Origin of the sequence: Cupriavidus sp. IK-TO18, assembly GCF_015549295.1 — a bacterium.
GTDB classification, from domain to species: Bacteria; Pseudomonadota; Gammaproteobacteria; order Burkholderiales; family Burkholderiaceae; genus Cupriavidus; species Cupriavidus oxalaticus_A.
Window position 1 is genome coordinate 139,148 of sequence record NZ_JADGMP010000006.1, and the last position, 17,511, is coordinate 156,658.

Below are 17,511 nucleotides of genomic sequence, written 5' to 3' on the forward strand. Positions count from 1 at the left end.
AATCCATTCAAAAATCGCCGCCGAAGAGATCCCGTGTGTACACCCGGTCTTCGATCTCGCGAATCTCATCTGTCAGCCGGTTGGCGACAACGATATCGGCCTCACGCTTAAATGTGGCGAGATCATTCACGACACGGGAATGAAAGAAATCAGGCTCCTTCAGTACTGGCTCATATACGATCACTTCAATGCCCTTGGCCTTGATACGCTTCATGATGCCCTGGACCGATGAAGCCCTGAAGTTGTCGGACCCCGATTTCATGATCAAACGATAAATCCCGACCACCTTTGGCTTGCGCCGAAGAATATCCTCCGCGACAAAGTCCTTCCGCGTACGATTAGCCTCAACAATCGCATTAATCAAGTTTTGGGGAACGTCACTATAGTTTGCCAAAAGCTGCTTAGTATCCTTCGGCAAACAATAGCCCCCATATCCAAACGAAGGATTGTTATAGTGGGCACCAATTCTGGGATCAAGACATACGCCCTCGATGATCTGTCGTGTGTCAAGGCCATGCACCCTAGCATAGGTATCAAGTTCATTGAAATAAGCCACACGCATCGCGAGGAACGTGTTTGCAAAAAGCTTGATCGCCTCCGCTTCGGTACTGTCTGTTAGCAGCACCTCAATATCCTTTTTTAGGGCTCCCTCGACCAAAAGATCCGCGAACCGGAGAGCTCTGCTCGACCGTTCTCCCACAACAATGCGGCTGGGGTAGAGGTTATCGTGAAGAGCCTTACCTTCCCTCAAAAACTCAGGCGAGAAAATGAGGTTGCTGCAGCCTACTTCCCTTCGCATTCGCTCCGTAAAGCCAACCGGCACCGTCGATTTGATCACCATCACCGCGTCGGGGTTGATTGCAATAACGTCACGAATTACCGATTCCACTGATCTCGTATTGAAATAATTAGATTCTGGATCATAATCAGTAGGAGTCGCGATGATCACGAAATCCGCATCACCGTAAGCCTTTTTCTTATCCAGCGTAGCTCGCAGCGACAAATTTTTCGTAGCAAGATAGTGCTCAATATCCGAATCTGAAATAGGCGAAATCCTGTCATTCAGCTGAGCAACCTTTGTTTCATCGATGTCTAGCGCCACCACGTTGTGATGCTGCGAAAGAAGCACCGCATTAGATAGGCCTACGTAACCCGTACCGGCAATCGCAATTTTTAACATTTTTAAACGTATAAAACTTTTTGCGAACGATTCAACACGATCATCACGTGAATCGAATCCAGCAAATCGAAAATTAACTTAACGGTTAATCTGGATGCATAGCAGATTCAAATGCTTTGCGGACGCGCTCGTGCTTCAATTCCAGGTACCGTGGCAAAACCTTCATTGGATACTTTTCTAGCGAACGGGTCGAACAGTCCAATGCCTCCTGATGCAACCCAAGCCTCATAAGCCCTTCCGCCGCAAAATAAAGCGCTTCAAAATCCAGAATTTTGGTATTGTCAGAAATCACATTCAGCAATCTCGTTTTTTCGCTGTCTATAATATTTTTAACGGGAACATGTCTTAATCTATTCAAAAACACTTTGTCATCAAACTGATGAGCAGAGGCGCACGCCACTCGCAAACGATCAATATCGAAGTTGTCGTCACGATGATGTTTTACGACAAAATCTTTGAATTCTTGCACTTTCACCAGCGCACGAGCAACATCATGCAACGCGAATGGAACTTCAAGTGCATGAAATTGGGCGCCAACGCCCACTGAGCGCAGTCGCTCAACATGCAGAGAATCCTGCGCATGTCGAGAGTCATAGAAAATATAAGAATTGCAGCGGACGTCGCGCAAATTCCTTACTTCGTCAAATTGCAACTCAACTTTTTTTCGCTCAACAGCCCACCTGGTTTCCTCAGGAATTACCGCATCACTAATAAATATCTGTGGCGCAATTGCTATTGAGCGAGTGGCGTGAAACAGCGAAGAGAAATGTAAGCTGCCGTATCCTCCCATTGAACTACCGTAACAAACAATGCCGCGAGCCCTGTCGGCCGCAATCTCTCTTACACGACTTGCTATTGCGTGCAACGCGTCTGTATGCCACCAGTGATTTTTGTGCTGGACGATGAAAATTGCCGGCACCCGGCGAGAGTGAAAAAAACCTGGGCCAAAGGGAACACCGTTCCCGTTCGGATTCCATGCAGAAAAGCTCACCACGAGGTGATCACACTCGCCTCCCCATACAAATTCGTTAGCAAATGCCCTCACGTCTGCGTGCGAAAATATCAACCCAAGATCATTCACATCAACACCATTAATCCAAGCACCCAAAATCTCAATAAGCCGAAAAAATATTGACTTTATTCATATTTTGGTTGACCGATATTCCAAATATGCGGAACAAAGGCACGTCCCATTTCTTCCCCGAAATGATCCATAAACACCTTCTGTACGCCGTGCTTAGCCAGATACATCATTCGCTTCTGACCTGTCTTACTGTAGAAAAGGCTATTCGGAGAATTCTTTCGATACAAATACAACACTCGCGGCACAATCGCGATCTTAAGCCCCTTCAGAGCCGCCTTTATATAGAACCGATAATCCACCATCGGTACAGCGCCATAATCGATCTCGTATCCTCCGACCTCACGAAATTTGTCAGCTCTAATAATAAAGGTGCCTTTTCCGAAAAAATTGCATGCGAAATTTGTTTCGTTGTTACCGCCTAAGGCCAACGACGCATATTCCACATTAGGAAGCTGCACCCCTTTCTGATTGGCGTGCTCGAACACGCCAGCAAAGCAACTTAGGACGTCGACGTCCGGTTGCCGGGCGAAGGTTCGAATGTATGTCGAGAGCATATCGACGTCCGCAAGATCATCATCATCAAAGAAGCATACGAGAGTGCCCTGAGCGTGCTGAACTCCGAAATTGCACGCCGCGCCCTTATATCGCTTGTCGTTCAACTTCAAGTACTTCGCCCCATATTCCCTGCAGATCTCTTCATTGAGTTCCGCTGCTTCACTATTATCGTCAACAACGATTATCTCGGTATTCGCGTAGCTCTGATTGGCGATCGAGTCAAGCGCTTGCTTCAGCAAATCCGGGCGGTCGGCCGTCGGAATGACTATAGAAACCAAAGGTCCCGATAATAAATCATCCGCAGCATCATCCAAATAGGAATAATTAATTTTTGTCAGCAGATCAACCCACTCTTTACGGTTATCGTCCATATTAAACGAGAGGCGCGTGGGGTTACGACTGCCTGACCTCGAAAAATGTTTGTCGATCCGTGCCGCTAAATCCGCGTGGTCGCCTGCTTTACTAAATACGTCCGCATGGTGCTCTTCGGCCACGAGTTCTTTGATGCCAGGAATATCGGAAACAATAAAATCCACCGATTCGAGAATCGACTCCACCACTACACAGGATGATGTTTCACCCAAGGTTGGAAATACACACAAACCCTTGACACGGCGCACGTAATCGAAAATCAATGCCGGTTTAGTATCAAAGACAAAGTGTGGGGCGACGCCAATCGCGCCTAAACGTTCGCAGACGTAGTCCTTGGCATCCACTCCGTCAATCTTCGTCCCGTTTCCCGCGAACACAACATTGTAGTCTTTCCCGGCACTCTTCAAGGCATCAATGGCGTCCATGAAAACATCAATTCCTTTTAGTCGTTCAAAACGACCGTAGAAAACGACGGTATCCTTTTTAGCATCCGTGGGCAGCGATATTGGTTTATCGCCGACAGCAGGATCTGCCTTCGAAATTATGTTCGGTTGGACACGAATCCCATTAATGCCGAATTTGTCTTTGAACCAGTCAGCATAGTACTGACTAGGCGTTAGCACTTTATCCGCGAGTCGTAGTGAGCTTCGCTCCATGTACATCACCGCCGACTCGGACCATGTTTGCACTTTCTTCGAACCGAAAAAGTACGACAGCTCATGATTCCCGTGAGCTGAGATGACAAGTTCAGTATTCTGAAGCATCAAGCCTTGTTTTTTGGCTAACGCACTGTAGAAGGCCAAACCGCCGAAGTCGTGAAAGATAACCTTGTCGAAAGCGCCATCTCGCTGCTCAAGAAACCGAGAGATTGCGTAGGAGCGCTTCATCTCAACGGAGCCATAGTCTTTCAGGTTGGTACCGAGACCGACGAACTTTACCCCATGCTCTTCGCGAAGCACCTTTTCCCAGTGGGCAAAATTGCCTTTTGAATAGTATGGATGCGCCGCATAAAGAACCGTTACCTGAGCGCTTCCTTCACTTGCAACGGCTGCAATCATGTTAAAGAAGCAAGTAGCGATACCACCGCCGGCAGTGGGCCCTTTTAGCCCTGCTGTTACAAAAAGGAGTGATGGACGCCACTCAGTGGCAGCTCCCATCGACTTACCTTCCGACCAGCGGCGATGACTCCACTTGATATTATCGGAAAAATGAACGCGATCATGATCGACGACCAACTTCCGATATGCCTCAATAGCACGCGCATAGTTACCGTCCCGGTACGCTGCATTCGCGACCTTTGCTAGTGAATATGTCACCTGCGAATCTTCTTTGACCATTTTAAACCCTATTTTCGAATGTAGCCTTCTAGCCTATTCGAATAAACTCGGTTATTTCAATTTCAAAGCATGTTAGAGGCGAAATAAATGCCTTTTTCGCTCGGAACATGTCTATCCAAAATTCTAATTGATCTAGCTTTCCAGTATTCTTTCCACATCTTGATCGCCTCTTTCTCTGCCGGCCGGTTTGCATCATCCAGCACGATGTCGATACGATGTTTCCCTAAATAATCGAAAATCTTCGGAATTGCTGGATACCTTGCATTCTTGCAAGTCAGTTCCGGCGGGCCATCAACTAGCACAAGAATTGACAAATCCTGGCCCTCATTGAGTTGTGCGATCTGACGCAATGAGGTCGCACAATCATAGTGCAGATATTTGGCCCCGCTATCCTCATGAACTACCAAAGGGGAATGAACCAGATTAACGTAGCCCAGTAGATCGCGTGATTTCAGTAGTTTTAATGTCTTTTCGTGATATGCCCGATCATGCTCGAAGGATACAACCTTTTTTCCGACTGGCAGCTCACCGCGACTTTCGAGATTCATCTGTGCAACCGCCCTTGCCAAAAGTATGGTCGACGTGCCACTGCCAAATTCAATGATAACGTCGTACTTTTCTTCATGGATCTTTCCAAGCAAGAAGATACCCAAATCGGGACTAATGGGCCAACCATGAAAATCGAGGGCACTATCGTCTAGCGGCAGCCACCGTTGAATCCCGATAAATGCTTCAATCTGCTTTACGGAATTAGCTGTCGCATTCACCAATTCACGTTTTTGTCGCACCTCGACTTCCGCGAATAGCGCCTTTTGCTTTTCAAACTGCTCCTCAAGCAGGCGCACTTCTCTAGCGTTGGCATCCCCGCCAGTTAGCAACTCCATTGCCGCGGTAGTCGAATCCACTTGCGCCGCTACAACCTCTTCCAGAGCATTGACGCTCTTCTGTAGCTCGCAAATCTTGGCCACCCCCGTATCCAGGCGCTCTACGAGTTGGTGTATTTGATTGCTCGCCGGCGTTGCTTCTTGAAGGACCTCCAGCGCTAGAACGCGTTCAGTCAGTTGCACAACGCGCTGCAGTTCGCCTTGCTGTCGCCCCTCAGCCTCTACGAAGAGCGCCTTCTGCTTTTCCAGACTACTCTCGACAAACTTGGCAACGCTGGATAACACGACTTCGCGTATAGCATCGAGTGAGTTCTGGGCAAAATACTGTTCCATTGCCGCCTCAGAAGCGCCCAGTTTCGAGACGATAAGCTGCTGTACCGACTGAATGCTGTCGTATAACTCGTCGGCTTTCGTAGTAGCGGCCTCCATATGCTCAGCGAGCTGTCGAGATTCCTCTGTTTCGCTCGCCACCCTCCGCTCCTCGCCTAACTCGAGCACGCGACGGGTGAGTTGAGCGATGCGGTCCTCCAGAGAGGCCACCTTTTCAGCTTCCCCCTCCAACTCGAGTACGCGACGAGTGAGTTGAGCAATGCAGCCCTCCAGAGAGGCCACCTTATCAGCCGCCTCCAGGCGATTAGTCAACAGTTGCGCCTTAGTGGCCGCATGCGCGTCACGCGCTTCTTCAGCCTGACTAACGCTCATACGAATGTCGCGAACAAAGAGCGCGTGCCCGATACCAGGATGTCTTCCTGCCTGGGTCAAGACATGGATGAATCCATGGGTCGACAAGAACTCCCTAGCATCAGCCAGGCTGGCGCAGTCGTGCAGGGACTTGTCCCCTTCCATCTGAACGATTCGACCCATCAGGACATCGATCTGGCACAGGCATAAACCGTCTCCAAGTATCGACAGCATCGGCAGGCAGTCAATGACAAGCCAGTTCGGCGCGATTGATGAATCCGTCAAGTGCTCATTCAAGGATATCCCGGGACGGGTATCCGAGTCTTCGACCGTGATATTAGGCCAAAGGTGAGCGAGAACTGCTGGGTCAAGAAGTCCACTCTCAGAACCGATATTTGCTTTATAGTAGGTCGCGTGTTGCGTTCGATCCGTAATCAGTTGATGCACCACCCGTATCCCTGGGCGGTGCCCAAGATTCTTCTTCAGATGCGGTAGATGTCTCTCCTCCGCCTCAACGAAGGTGAGATCCACGGCCGGACCCTGCACAAAGAATTGGATTAACGGATCGGTACCATTGCCGGCACCAACGTAAGTTACTGCCTGCGGCGGCATGACCGTAAGCAGGTGCTGCAAGCATGAATACAGCGAGAGATCGGACATTGGTACCTTCAATACTTATTGCGCTTTTCTTCACGAAAAGCTATTACTTCTTTTCTGAGAATGAACGGCATCCGAAGCCAGCCCAAAGGTGAAGTCGCGTTGCCGAGCATCTTTGCACCCAGTCGATATGAGAGATGACGGCGCATCCGGTCAGCCTCCTGTGCATCGCGATACGACGCGATCGACGGAAGCTTCTCCTTGCCACGCTGGCGCCTTTCCGTGCGAAAGCGTTTAGCCTCCTTCGCCAGGCCCATGGGCATCGTCAGCCATCCCCCGACGCTATACGAATGCTTGATCATGGTTGCCCCCAATCGGTAACTCAGTTGGCGACGGACACGATCTGCCGCACCGTAGCGATCCTGGCGCTTGGTGGTTGCGCCGCTACTAGGTACGCGCCCCTCCCACTCTTCCTGCATTCGTTGAATCCGATCAACGAGGGCGTTGATTTCCCTTTGCAGGCCGCCATTTCGCTTCTCCAGTACGATCCGGCTTGACTCCAATTCGGCAACGCGCGCTTCCGCCATGCCCTTATGCTGATTTGCGAGCTTCAACTGCTCACCCGCTCGGCTTTGCTCCGCCGAGTTGGAGTTACCCTTTTCAAGTGCCTTGCGAAGCTCGATATGGCTACGCTCAAGTTCTTCCTGAACACCCAGCAGCGCAGCTTCCATTTCGCGTCGTTGAACACGGAGGATTGCCGACTCCTTGGTCAGAGCATCCAGATCTTTCTCAAGCCGCACGACTCTAGCGCCATCCTTCGAATGGCCCTCGCTCAGCGAGGTCAACTCTTGCTGAGCGGCAGAAGCGACCGATTTCTGATCTTGTAATTCTTTCTCAAGCTTTTCGAACGCCTTCTTCCTGTCTTCGGAAAGACTCAAGAGCTGCGATGCCCTGGCCGATTCCTCTAACAGTTCATTGTGATAACGCTCACTTTGCTCTTGTGTTTCGTGCAGCTTCTTGAGCTGGACAAGACTTTCATCCTGCACTTTGCCGAGCTTTTCATGCATCGTTCTCATCGACGCCTGTAGCTCTTCAATTCTGCCGGCAAACTCAGACTCTTGCGTTTCAAGAAGGACGCGATGCGTCGCCTCGTTATGTTCAATCGCAACTAGCTCGCGCCAAGCCTCGTGAACGATACCCGCCCCCTCCCCGGACACTACAAGCGGTAGGTTGGCAGCAGTCTGCAGTTCTTCGTAGAGCTGTTCAGCTTCCGGATACTCGCAGACTATCGCCTTCGCCAGATAGCGCCTGATTGCGCCCGCCTTCTCGGTCTTAGAAGAAAGTAGGTTGCAAAATCCGCTGCCACGAATATCCAAGTCGTGCTGCAATTCGTTCTCAGCGGTATCATTGCTAGGGACTTCCAATAGTGACTTCATAGGCGCATTAATTCGCGCTTGCACCTGTTGAAGATAACCACTTGCCGACGCCCTCACCTGTTGAGCGTGGACTAGCAATGATCGTTCGGCATTTCGGTAGAAGAAATGCAACAACGCCTGGTTGTAAGCACACCACTCGGCCACCATCGCTTCGAGTACATTGAAGTCATTGCCCGATTCGATTGATCTGACAAGAAGACTTTCGGGCGAGTCGTACACCAAGACAAAGGCAATGCTCGGATCGAGATTCTTCCAGTAATCGAGTAGTTGCAGCGCATGTGGGTCCGCCCACCCCCAAAGCTTCTGTTCGATATTCCCGAGCATCAGATCCAGCGCCATCCCGTGCCAGATCGGGCCCGCTTCGACTTGAGGAAGGCTGCGAATAGACCCGAGCACGGTGCGATCGGGGGATCGATGTGCCTTGAGGAGCATCAAGCTGATTTCGGCGGGTGTAAGCCCTTCCCTGCGTGAAGACAGCGCCGGGGCCATCCCGCATTTGACGAGAAGAGCCTCGACATCCTGATATTCGGAAGTGGGGTGCCCCACGATCATTATCTTGTTCATATTATTCGCTCATCTGCATCACGACATGCATCTGGATTTTCAATTTCCCCTGCGCCTAGTGGAACCCGCAAATGTAAACTAACCAACCAGCGCGCCAACCGCGGCCGCCACCCAACGAGTCATTGACGTCAAATCCAACCCACCATAAGCGTCAATTACAATAAGTCCCACCGCTGATGCAAACTGACTGCACCAACGCCAAATTCGGAAATTTCGTCTCCCTAATTTACCAATCTCTTTTTCTGCATAGAAAGACGAATTTACCTGCGATGCATGAATCAGGCCGTTACGAAATCGTGTGAAAGTTCGTGTATCAACCGGTGGCGATTCCAACCAAAAACTATCCAACGATCCTTGATAAGTAATTCCCGGCTTTGCGTAAAAACACCGACCAAGTGCGATTACTGGAACGCGGTGATACAGCGCCTGCAAACCGGTGGTCGAGTTAACGGTTACCAAACCACTGCATCGGTGCAGCAAAGAAGGCAAATGTGCATCATGGATATAAATAATGCGATCGGCTGCACCGAAGCGTGCTGCACAGTCCGCGATCGCCGCCGCATAGTTCGTATGTCCGCGGTCCATCGGGTGATGCTTGACCACAAGCAGGCTGTCTGCCGGGGCGTGGTGCGCGAAAGAGTACACCGTCCATTCGATGAAATCCTCGATGCGCCGCCATGGGCTATGCACACGGATCTGGCTGTCGTTATATACCTGCAGCGCCACCAGAAAAAAAGGAGGGTGATTCTCAGCAAGGAGACGTGCCGAGATTTCCCGCTCCTCTACACGATAGCGATGTTTGCGGTAGGCCGCCCGCAACCACAGTCCAATTTCATGAAAGCCAAACGGCTTGTGATGACGGTAGTGAGGATACTTCCGGCGATTGGTAATACCACCACCAAAGTATAGGAACGAATACCATGCCATTTTTCCGAAGGCGTGTTTGAAGTGCCTTTTTTGCGCAGGCAGGGGTACAACAGGCAATTCGCCTAGATCCCATAAGGCAATAGGCGAGTCCGCATTGACGCCCCCATTCTCCAAAGTGATATAGTCCGGGCGTACATAACCTTCCTCAAAGACCCAGAAGGTGATGCACAGCTCCTTTGCCAAGCGCGCTGCGATGCGGTGATGCCGTCGGCTGCTGCCGAACACCACAATCGCATCGACTTGCCGCTCCACCAACAACTCTCGAAGGAACGCTTCCCAAGCCGGCATAGACTGCGTAAACCGCACGATTGCGCCACGGCGATAGAAAAGGTCGTCGCCGCCGTTAAAGTTGACCTTACTAACACGCCTGCCGGCTGTCTCGAGGTAATCGCGCAACCTGGCAAAGAAGGGGCCATTTGGGCCTTGCAGCAGAAGTAAATGCTTGTACCTTGTCAGTTGGTGCAACCCCGCCCGCTCCGGCCCGCTCGAGCCTTGAATTGGGGCGTGACCGACACCTCCGGGATTTGAGTGCCCGGATAACGTGACGCGATTGCTGCTGCGATCATGACCAATTTCTCTGAACATCAGCATTGCCCGTTCCCTTCTTTCTCAATTTTTATTTTTGCTTGTGCGCGGTTGCACCCCTTTTCCTGCTAAGCCGGGCTACTACAACACGGCCTAAGTCGCACCGTCCCGTGCGACGGCCCAGTAGCGCAACAATGGCCGCAATAGATTGCCCAAACCGGTCCTGGAAGCCTCTTGCCGCCATTCCAGCATATGACTCACCGCTTGCTCTGGCGTAGCAAACCCCGCTTCGCTACCACGTAATACATAGCGCGGATAGAGAATCAAAGTTCCGGCGACAAGCATGTCCAGTGTTAGCTTGCGGCGGCGTCGCACCGCAGGCATCTGGTCTGAAGTCAGTCCCCAACCGGCATAGAACGGTGTGCCGTACGTAGTTACCGGCTTACCTCGCAGGAGCGCCTCAAAACCAGCCAACGATGTCAGCACATGCACGCTGTCCACGGCTTCGATCAACTGGTGCATCGGATAGTCGATGACCAGTTCATCGCAACCTGCAGCAAGCGCGGCCTCTTCTGCACGGCTTCCGCGCAGGCCCGCCATGACGTCGGGATGAGGTTTGTAGACGAGATAGGCCTCGGGTTCATTCGCTCGTACCGCCATGAGCAATTCGCGATTCGTTCGGATTCCCAGTGCGCCATAACGCAGCGAAGCATCGCTTTCCACCTGCCCAACCACTAGCACAATGTTTCGCATACCGACCGGCCGTTGCCATTCACCCTGTCCGACGTTGTACTTGGTTAGCCGCGATCGCACTACAGATTCACGTAAATTGCTAGCGCGTCGCAGCAGCAGTTCATCAAAACGTGTGGTCGCAAGAATTTGTTCCAAATCTGAAGATCTGGTCGCGTCATAATAGATACCACTGCGATCAAATACCCACGATACGGGGCGTACCAGTTGTGCGCCTAGTCCCACGGACCGCAAAAATCCGTCCTCGACGGTGATCGTGGTGACATCCCGCCTGGACGGTTGGCCTGGCTTACGCCCCCATTGCAAAATGGTTGCGCCGGTTGGGACTGCCTGCAATTTCCGATGAAAAAAAACCTGGGAGCCCTGCAAGTAGTCGCGCAAAATGGGTCGCTTCCAGCGCGAAAAGCCGACGGCATGCAGATGGCGCGGAAACTGTTGATGCATGCGACGCTGCAGCGCAAGATATGCGATCGCATCTTCCGGCTCGCAACGTTTGCCGCTATGGGGGTCCACATAGCGCGTGTACCGCACAAGCGCAGCAAATGCCAGTTGTTTCAGCGCGATGGGCTGCCGCCGCGCCGGCGCTGGTTGCGCATCGCGCGTGAGGCCCCATCCAGCATAAAATGGCATTCCGAATGCGTGAACTGGTCGGCCATGCAGCAACGCTTCAAAGCCGACTTGAGATGTCACAGTAAATACAGCAGTTGCCGAACGCAGCCAGGGCACCACATGCACATTGTCCTGCAAGCGGCGAACGCCTGGGAAGCGGCCACTTTCCAGCAATGCTCCGAGATAACCGCGCTTCCGCCCAAGGGCTACTTCAGGGTGCTCCTTAACAACAATCTCACAGTCCGGATAACTTTCCTGCGCGGACACCAGCATGCGTTCGAAGCACGCAGCATCCGCCATACCATACTGCACGGAAGCGTCATTGGCCGTCTGGTCCACAACAAGCACGTACGGTCGCTCGGGTAGCGCCTGCGGATCAGGTGCGTGGTTGTACTTGGAGATACCGGATTCACGCCAAGCGTGCATCAACGCTTCCGCGCGCCTAGCCTCATCGCTGCTCAACGGCAACTGCGCGAGTTGCTCGAGCAACGACGGGCCAGTGGCGTCGTAGTAAATGCCAACATCATCGACCACCATCGAACAGGACGGAGATTCTGCCCCCGGGGCGATGGAACGAATGAAGCCATCCTCAAGGCGCAGAAAGTGCTGCACCGCATGCTTGCGTACATACTCCTCGGCGCGACGCGCGCTCGGCCTGCGCCCCCACGCCGCAATTCCGTCCGGACGTAGATTGGAAAGAACCGAACGCATCAATACCACTTCTTCACCAAGGAAGGTGTGCAAATGTTTGATGCGGTAGATGCCGCGAGAGAAGACGCCAAGCATGGCTGTCCTTGTTCCTCGATAGTTTAGATATGTCGCCGTCGGTACCGAATTGGATTACAAACCAAGTACAACCTTCGCACTGATCGCAATCTGGTAAAGAATCTGGAATACATCCTTCGCAAACTGACGCGTCTTGAAATCGACCTTAGGCAACACCATGATTTCGTCGCCCGCTCGCACCGCGTCATCCTTCTTGCCATCCGAGAAGCTGCCATCACGGTGCGCGATGATGATCCGCGACGTGTCAGCATTCTGTGAGAAGCCACCGGCCTGCTGGATAAACTCATCCAGGTCTATGCTCTTGTCATAGGCAACGGCATTGGGGAACAGGACCTCCCCGCTGACCAGCACAAGACCGTCCTTGACCGGCACACGCAGAATGTCGCCGTTCTCCAGAAGCAAGTCGTTACGGGCCGCGGATTTGGCAATCAGCGTCTGACCACTCGGCTCGATCTTCTTGGCGCGCTCGACCCACTGCAGCACCAGCGCAGCTTCTTCCTTCCGCAGTTGCGCTTCTTCCGCGGTCCCCGAACGAGCCGTCAGTACGCTTGATTCCAGCGTCTTCAGCGTGGCGCCGAGCAGCGCCTTCTGGCGTGCCTTCACACTCTGGCGGAACAGCTGGATGCTTTCAGGATCCGATTCCGGCGTGAACTGGACCTGGCTCAGCAGTTGGCCCATGCGGCTGCCATATGGCAAGACGAATTCCTGCGGCCCGGTGTGTTCGCCTTCAACGCGAACGGTGATGGTCCCCGGCCGCTTGTCAGCCGTGAATTCGATCTCGTCGCCATCCCGCAGGTCGATCTGGTTGCCTTGCGAGATGGGGAAATACTCAACATTCCGGATAGTTCCGGTATTGCGCACCACCCGCACGTTAGTGGCTTCAGGCAGCGGCTTCGCCAGTCGGACGAACTGGTCAAGGCGGGCCTGCTCGCCCATGAACTCGAATCGCTTCGCGTTTTCCGCCAGACCGCTGACTTTCACGGTCTTCTTGCGAGACTGCACAAAAATAACGTCGCCGTTATTCAGTTGGCGGGAGGTCAAATCGCCCTTCAGCAGGAAGTCATACAGGTTGACGACCTCCAGCGTCTGGTTGCCACGCTTGATGGCGACATCGAGGAACGATCCGCGATCCGGATCGATACCGCCGGCCTGATCCAGATAGCGCAGGACGCTGTCGCTCGACGTGCCGTCGTACATGCCGGGCCTGCGCACGGCGCCGGTCACATACACGCGCACCGGTTGGGCGGCCAGCAGACTGGCATAGATCGATACCTTGCTGGCAAAGACCCGGCGCAGCGCATTGCTGATTGCCGCCTGCAGATTGCCGTTGGTGATGCCCTGCACGCGGAACGGCCCGATCTCCGGCAGCAGGATAGTGCCGCCGGCGTCTACGGTCAGCACCGTGTCGACGTTGTAGCCATTCCAGATCCGCAGCTGGATGCGGTCGCCGACGGAGATCACATGGCTGGGGTTGAAGATCGATGCGCTGTCGCGACTGAAAGCGCCCGTGAAGAGCTGCGCGCCAAAGGCGTCGCTGGCCATATTGGCGGTGTAGTCGTTGTTTTGCGGAGCGCTTTCCGGCAGAGGTGTTTCGGTTCGAGCGGGAACCATCGGCGCGGCAGCAGTGCCCGAAGTGAACGCAGAGCCGGCAGGCACTGTACCGCCCTGCGCCGCGATGACAGCGTAGTCCATTTGCCCGATGGCGGGCGACTGCGACATGCGCGTGCCGGCCTGCGCATGCGCACTATTGACGGCCGCGAGACCTGCGGCGACCACTGCAAGGGTGATGATTCTTCTCAGCATGACTAGTCCCGGTGGTCGCGGATGATGGCACTCATCAGTTGCACGACGCCTGCAAGCATCAACGTCATCAGGACAAACACCACGATGTTGTAAATGCGCCTGGGTTGGAGCGGATATTCCGGGCGCGTCGGGCTTTGCACGACGGCCACGTTCTTGAGTTTGCGCGTCGCCTCGATCCGCGCTTTTTCCAGCGCGCCGATGGCGGTCTTGTAGATATCGAAGGCGAATTCCGCTGCAGCCTGCAGGCGGTCGTGCTCTTCCACGACGCGGTTCAGTCCGCGGCCTTTCGTGGAGACCATCCGGCCGCGCTGTTCTGCCATCTGGCGCTCGACTGCGGCGATCTGGGCGTCAATCTGCTGGATTGCCGGAGACTGGGGCGTAAAGACGTCCTTGAGCGAATTGCGCTTGACATGCAGTTCGGCAAGGGTTGCCTCGGCGTTTGCAACCACGGTCGAGAGGCTCTCGACTTCGCCGCGCGGCGATACCAGGCCATTGGCGTTCTGGTAGGCAACCAGCGCCTGGCGTGCCGCCTTCAGGCGTTCGCCCTGGTCGTGGACCTGCTTCTCGATATAGACCACCTGCTCGCTGGCGATGCGGTGGGTCATTTCGTTCATGAAGCGTTCGCCGTCGCGTACCAGTTCGGCGCTGATGGCGTGGGCCATTTCCGAAGTGTAGGCCTGGACCTTGATAACAAGTACGCGGGCGAAGTCATCGTATTCGACGCTCACGCGTTTAAGGTAGTAATCATGGAAACGCTCAAGCGATGCATCCTCGAACCAAAGCCGGGACAAAGGGTCCCGGCCGCTGTCCGCGTAGTGCTTGCGCAGCCCCAGGCGTTCGTCAAGTTTCTTGAGCATGTCCGCGGAGAGCAGGTATTCCCGCAGCAGCAGCAGGTCCTGGGGCGCGGTATTGCCGACAAGCAGCGAGGTGAAGTCACTCGCGCTGGCACCCACGCCGTCGCTGCGCTCGATGACAACACGGGCTTCCGACACGTAGAGGTCCGAGGCAAGCACGCTCCAGTACACAACGGCGACAAGGCAGGCGGCGATAGCCACCTGCCAGATACGGTTCAGGCTGTTCATGCGTGTCAGGCGGCCGATTTGGCCTGCGGCGCCCGACGTGATCGTCTTCATCATGCTGTAATGCTTTCCCTGTACTGGCCCAGGGCCTCCTCGACGGAATCGAACCAATGCGCGCGGCCCTGATGCAGCCAGACCGCGGACTGGCAAAAGTTTTTCAGTGTGGATTCGCTGTGCGAGACCATCACCAGGCCTGCCCGGCCAGCGAGGTCTTCAAAGGCCTTCTGCGACTTGCGCTTGAACGCAGCATCGCCGACCGCAGTCAGCTCATCCACCAGGTAGGTATCGAAATCAAAGGCAAGCGACATGGCAAAGGCCAGTCGCGATCGCATGCCGGAGGAATAGGTTTTTACCGGCTCATCGAAGGCATCCTTCAGCTCGGAAAACTCACGCACGAACTCGAGCTTGTCGGCAAGGCCGTCGCTGACGCCATGGATGCGGCAGACGAACTTGCTGTTCTGCCGGCCGCTGAGCGAGCCCTGGAATCCGCCAGTCAGCCCCAGCGGCCAGGAAACCCTGCAGTTGCGCACGATGCGCCCACTGTTGGGCTGGTCAATCCCGCCGACCAGCCGCAACAGCGTGGACTTGCCTGCGCCGTTCGCGCCGATCAGCGCCACGCGGCTCTTGGTCGGGATACACAGCGATATGCCTTTCAGCACCCATTTGGAGCCATGGGCGGTGCGATAGCGCTTGTGGACGTCGGTGATTTCGATCATTGCGCAGTCAGCCTGGTTGCGTATCGCTTATGCAGGGCGAGGCCGAGGAACACGGTAACGAGTGCCCAGAAGGCAAGAAAGCCCAGGCTGATATGTGCTTCGCCGTGATATGCCGCGAACCAGCCGCTGCGCATGGCTTCAAGCCCATGCGTGATCGGGTTCACCAGGACGACATTGCGCATGCCCAGCGGCAGACTGGACACCGAGTACATAACGGCGGACAGGAAGTAGAGCGGCGTGAAAGCGATCTTGATGAGCTTGCCAAGCCCCGGCATCAGGGTGCCGACTACGGACAGCATCAGGCCGAGGCCAAGCCCGAAGGCCCATAGAAGAAATCCCGACCACATGACGAGCAGCGGGTCGGCCGGCCTTACATCGATGTCGAACAGCGCCAGCGCGAGCAGCAGCACGGCGCCGACGATGAAATACAGGAATGCCTCGACAGAGGCGCGCACCAACACCGTATCGACCGGCTGCACTTGCCGGTATGAGAACAACGACTGGTTAGCGCTGATGGCATCCATGCCACGTTGGGCAATGTTCCGCACGAGGAAGAATCCCCACACGCCGACGAGCACGAAGACTTCGATATTTGCGTCTTGTCTCACCTGGTGGCGGATCACGCCAAAGACCACCATCAGGAAGACGATGTGTGCCGCCGGTTCGAGCAGGATCCAGAGCCAGGCCGCACGTCCCCCTGCCAGGCGGCCAGTGGCCTCGCGCAGGAACAGCGCCTTCCAGACGGAAACCGCGACGGAGACGTCCGACCGGACGGAGGCCCGGCTCATCGGTTGAGGTCGTTCCGGGCCGGGGCGTCAAGGCTGCAAGCGTCAGATCTGTGTGCGGCAGCCCACACGCAAACACTACGCGATGTGGTGATTGCGCCCCCCCGATGAGACCGCGCCGACACAACCGTGAGGGGCTGTTGGCCGACCAATGACCTTCGGGCCGCGAGCATACTGCTTGCGACCGCTTCCCGATTTGCTGCGCGCATTATTCGTTTGTGTTTTTTTGCTGACCAGGGGGCGTTTTACGTCACCCCCACTTTTGCAGCGCGCAATAATACGGTGCGGTTGCAGCAAAGGCAACATCTGGTAACAATTTCCCACACCTATCCCCCAGAAGGGGGATGACATCACATTTGCTTCAACTTAGATGCATTTCGGAGCACTCCAACGCGTCCAGGTGGACACCTCAGCACTAGCAGAAGCCGCGCCGGTCATGGGTTCCGGGGTTCCTTGCCCCAACATTGCTGCACTGCAAAATAAGAAAATTCTGATGTTGACATCAAGCTTTAATAATCAACATTCCAATCACACCGGCAATAATCCGAGCCCGCCGAAAAATAGACAGAGAAAATATTATCTCAGCCAATCCAGCGAGATAATAATTAGTCCATGGGACGCATCAGGCATAAATGGATGCGCCGAAAAAGGCACACGTAAAAAGCCCTGCTGGAGGCTGCTCTTTAGCGCGGGGGTGGCCCGTGTGCACCGGCATGCGCATCGTCTGTACGACATCGAACCGACGCAGAGTTCTCAGGACTTGTCACTGAGAAATAAGCAGAAACCCTCCTCTATTTCTACGGATGCAGAACACAGCTTCGGCTGCCGTGCTTGGGTCGCG

General features: G+C 54.2%; 11 protein-coding genes. All 11 read right to left on the reverse strand.

Annotation, left to right across the window (positions count from 1 at the left end):
• Positions 1 to 7: 7 nt before the first annotated feature.
• On the reverse strand, positions 8 to 1,180 hold the full coding sequence (locus IPF36_RS04585; protein ID WP_195427412.1) for a nucleotide sugar dehydrogenase: 1,173 nt from the start codon (positions 1,178 to 1,180) through the stop codon (positions 8 to 10).
• 85 nt (positions 1,181 to 1,265) lie between these two features.
• On the reverse strand, positions 1,266 to 2,261 hold the full coding sequence (locus tag IPF36_RS04590; protein WP_195427413.1) for a hypothetical protein: 996 nt from the start codon (positions 2,259 to 2,261) through the stop codon (positions 1,266 to 1,268).
• 56 nt (positions 2,262 to 2,317) lie between these two features.
• Complete coding sequence (locus tag IPF36_RS04595; protein WP_195427414.1) at positions 2,318 to 4,528, reverse strand: glycosyltransferase; 2,211 nt, start codon at positions 4,526 to 4,528, stop codon at positions 2,318 to 2,320.
• Positions 4,529 to 4,590: 62 nt separating this feature from the next.
• The gene (locus IPF36_RS04600; RefSeq protein ID WP_195427415.1) at positions 4,591 to 6,753 is read right to left on the reverse strand and encodes a hypothetical protein; all 2,163 of its coding nucleotides are present in this window, start codon (positions 6,751 to 6,753) and stop codon (positions 4,591 to 4,593) included.
• 8 nt (positions 6,754 to 6,761) lie between these two features.
• A complete protein-coding gene (locus IPF36_RS04605) occupies positions 6,762 to 8,690 on the reverse strand; it encodes a hypothetical protein (protein WP_195427416.1) in 1,929 nt (642 codons plus the stop codon).
• 78 nt (positions 8,691 to 8,768) lie between these two features.
• Positions 8,769 to 10,208: a capsule biosynthesis protein gene (locus IPF36_RS04610; RefSeq protein WP_255519674.1), complete on the reverse strand. Its 1,440-nt coding sequence runs from the start codon at positions 10,206 to 10,208 to the stop codon at positions 8,769 to 8,771.
• 87 nt (positions 10,209 to 10,295) lie between these two features.
• Positions 10,296 to 12,287 (reverse strand): capsular polysaccharide biosynthesis protein, encoded by a 1,992-nt coding sequence (locus IPF36_RS04615; protein ID WP_195427417.1) that lies wholly within the window; start codon positions 12,285 to 12,287, stop codon positions 10,296 to 10,298.
• Between the two features lie 54 nt (positions 12,288 to 12,341).
• A complete protein-coding gene (locus IPF36_RS04620; protein ID WP_195427418.1) occupies positions 12,342 to 14,090 on the reverse strand; it encodes a polysaccharide biosynthesis/export family protein in 1,749 nt (582 codons plus the stop codon).
• A 2-nt stretch (positions 14,091 to 14,092) separates the two neighbouring features.
• Positions 14,093 to 15,226: a chain-length determining protein gene (locus IPF36_RS04625; protein ID WP_195427419.1), complete on the reverse strand. Its 1,134-nt coding sequence runs from the start codon at positions 15,224 to 15,226 to the stop codon at positions 14,093 to 14,095.
• Positions 15,223 to 15,885: an ABC transporter ATP-binding protein gene (locus IPF36_RS04630; RefSeq protein ID WP_195427420.1), complete on the reverse strand. Its 663-nt coding sequence runs from the start codon at positions 15,883 to 15,885 to the stop codon at positions 15,223 to 15,225. Before IPF36_RS04630 ends, IPF36_RS04625 begins: the two co-directional genes overlap by 4 nt.
• Positions 15,882 to 16,673 carry an ABC transporter permease gene (locus IPF36_RS04635; protein ID WP_195427421.1) on the reverse strand — a complete coding sequence of 264 codons (792 nt, stop codon included), beginning with the start codon at positions 16,671 to 16,673 and terminating at the stop codon, positions 15,882 to 15,884. Before IPF36_RS04635 ends, IPF36_RS04630 begins: the two co-directional genes overlap by 4 nt.
• Positions 16,674 to 17,511 lie beyond the last annotated feature (838 nt).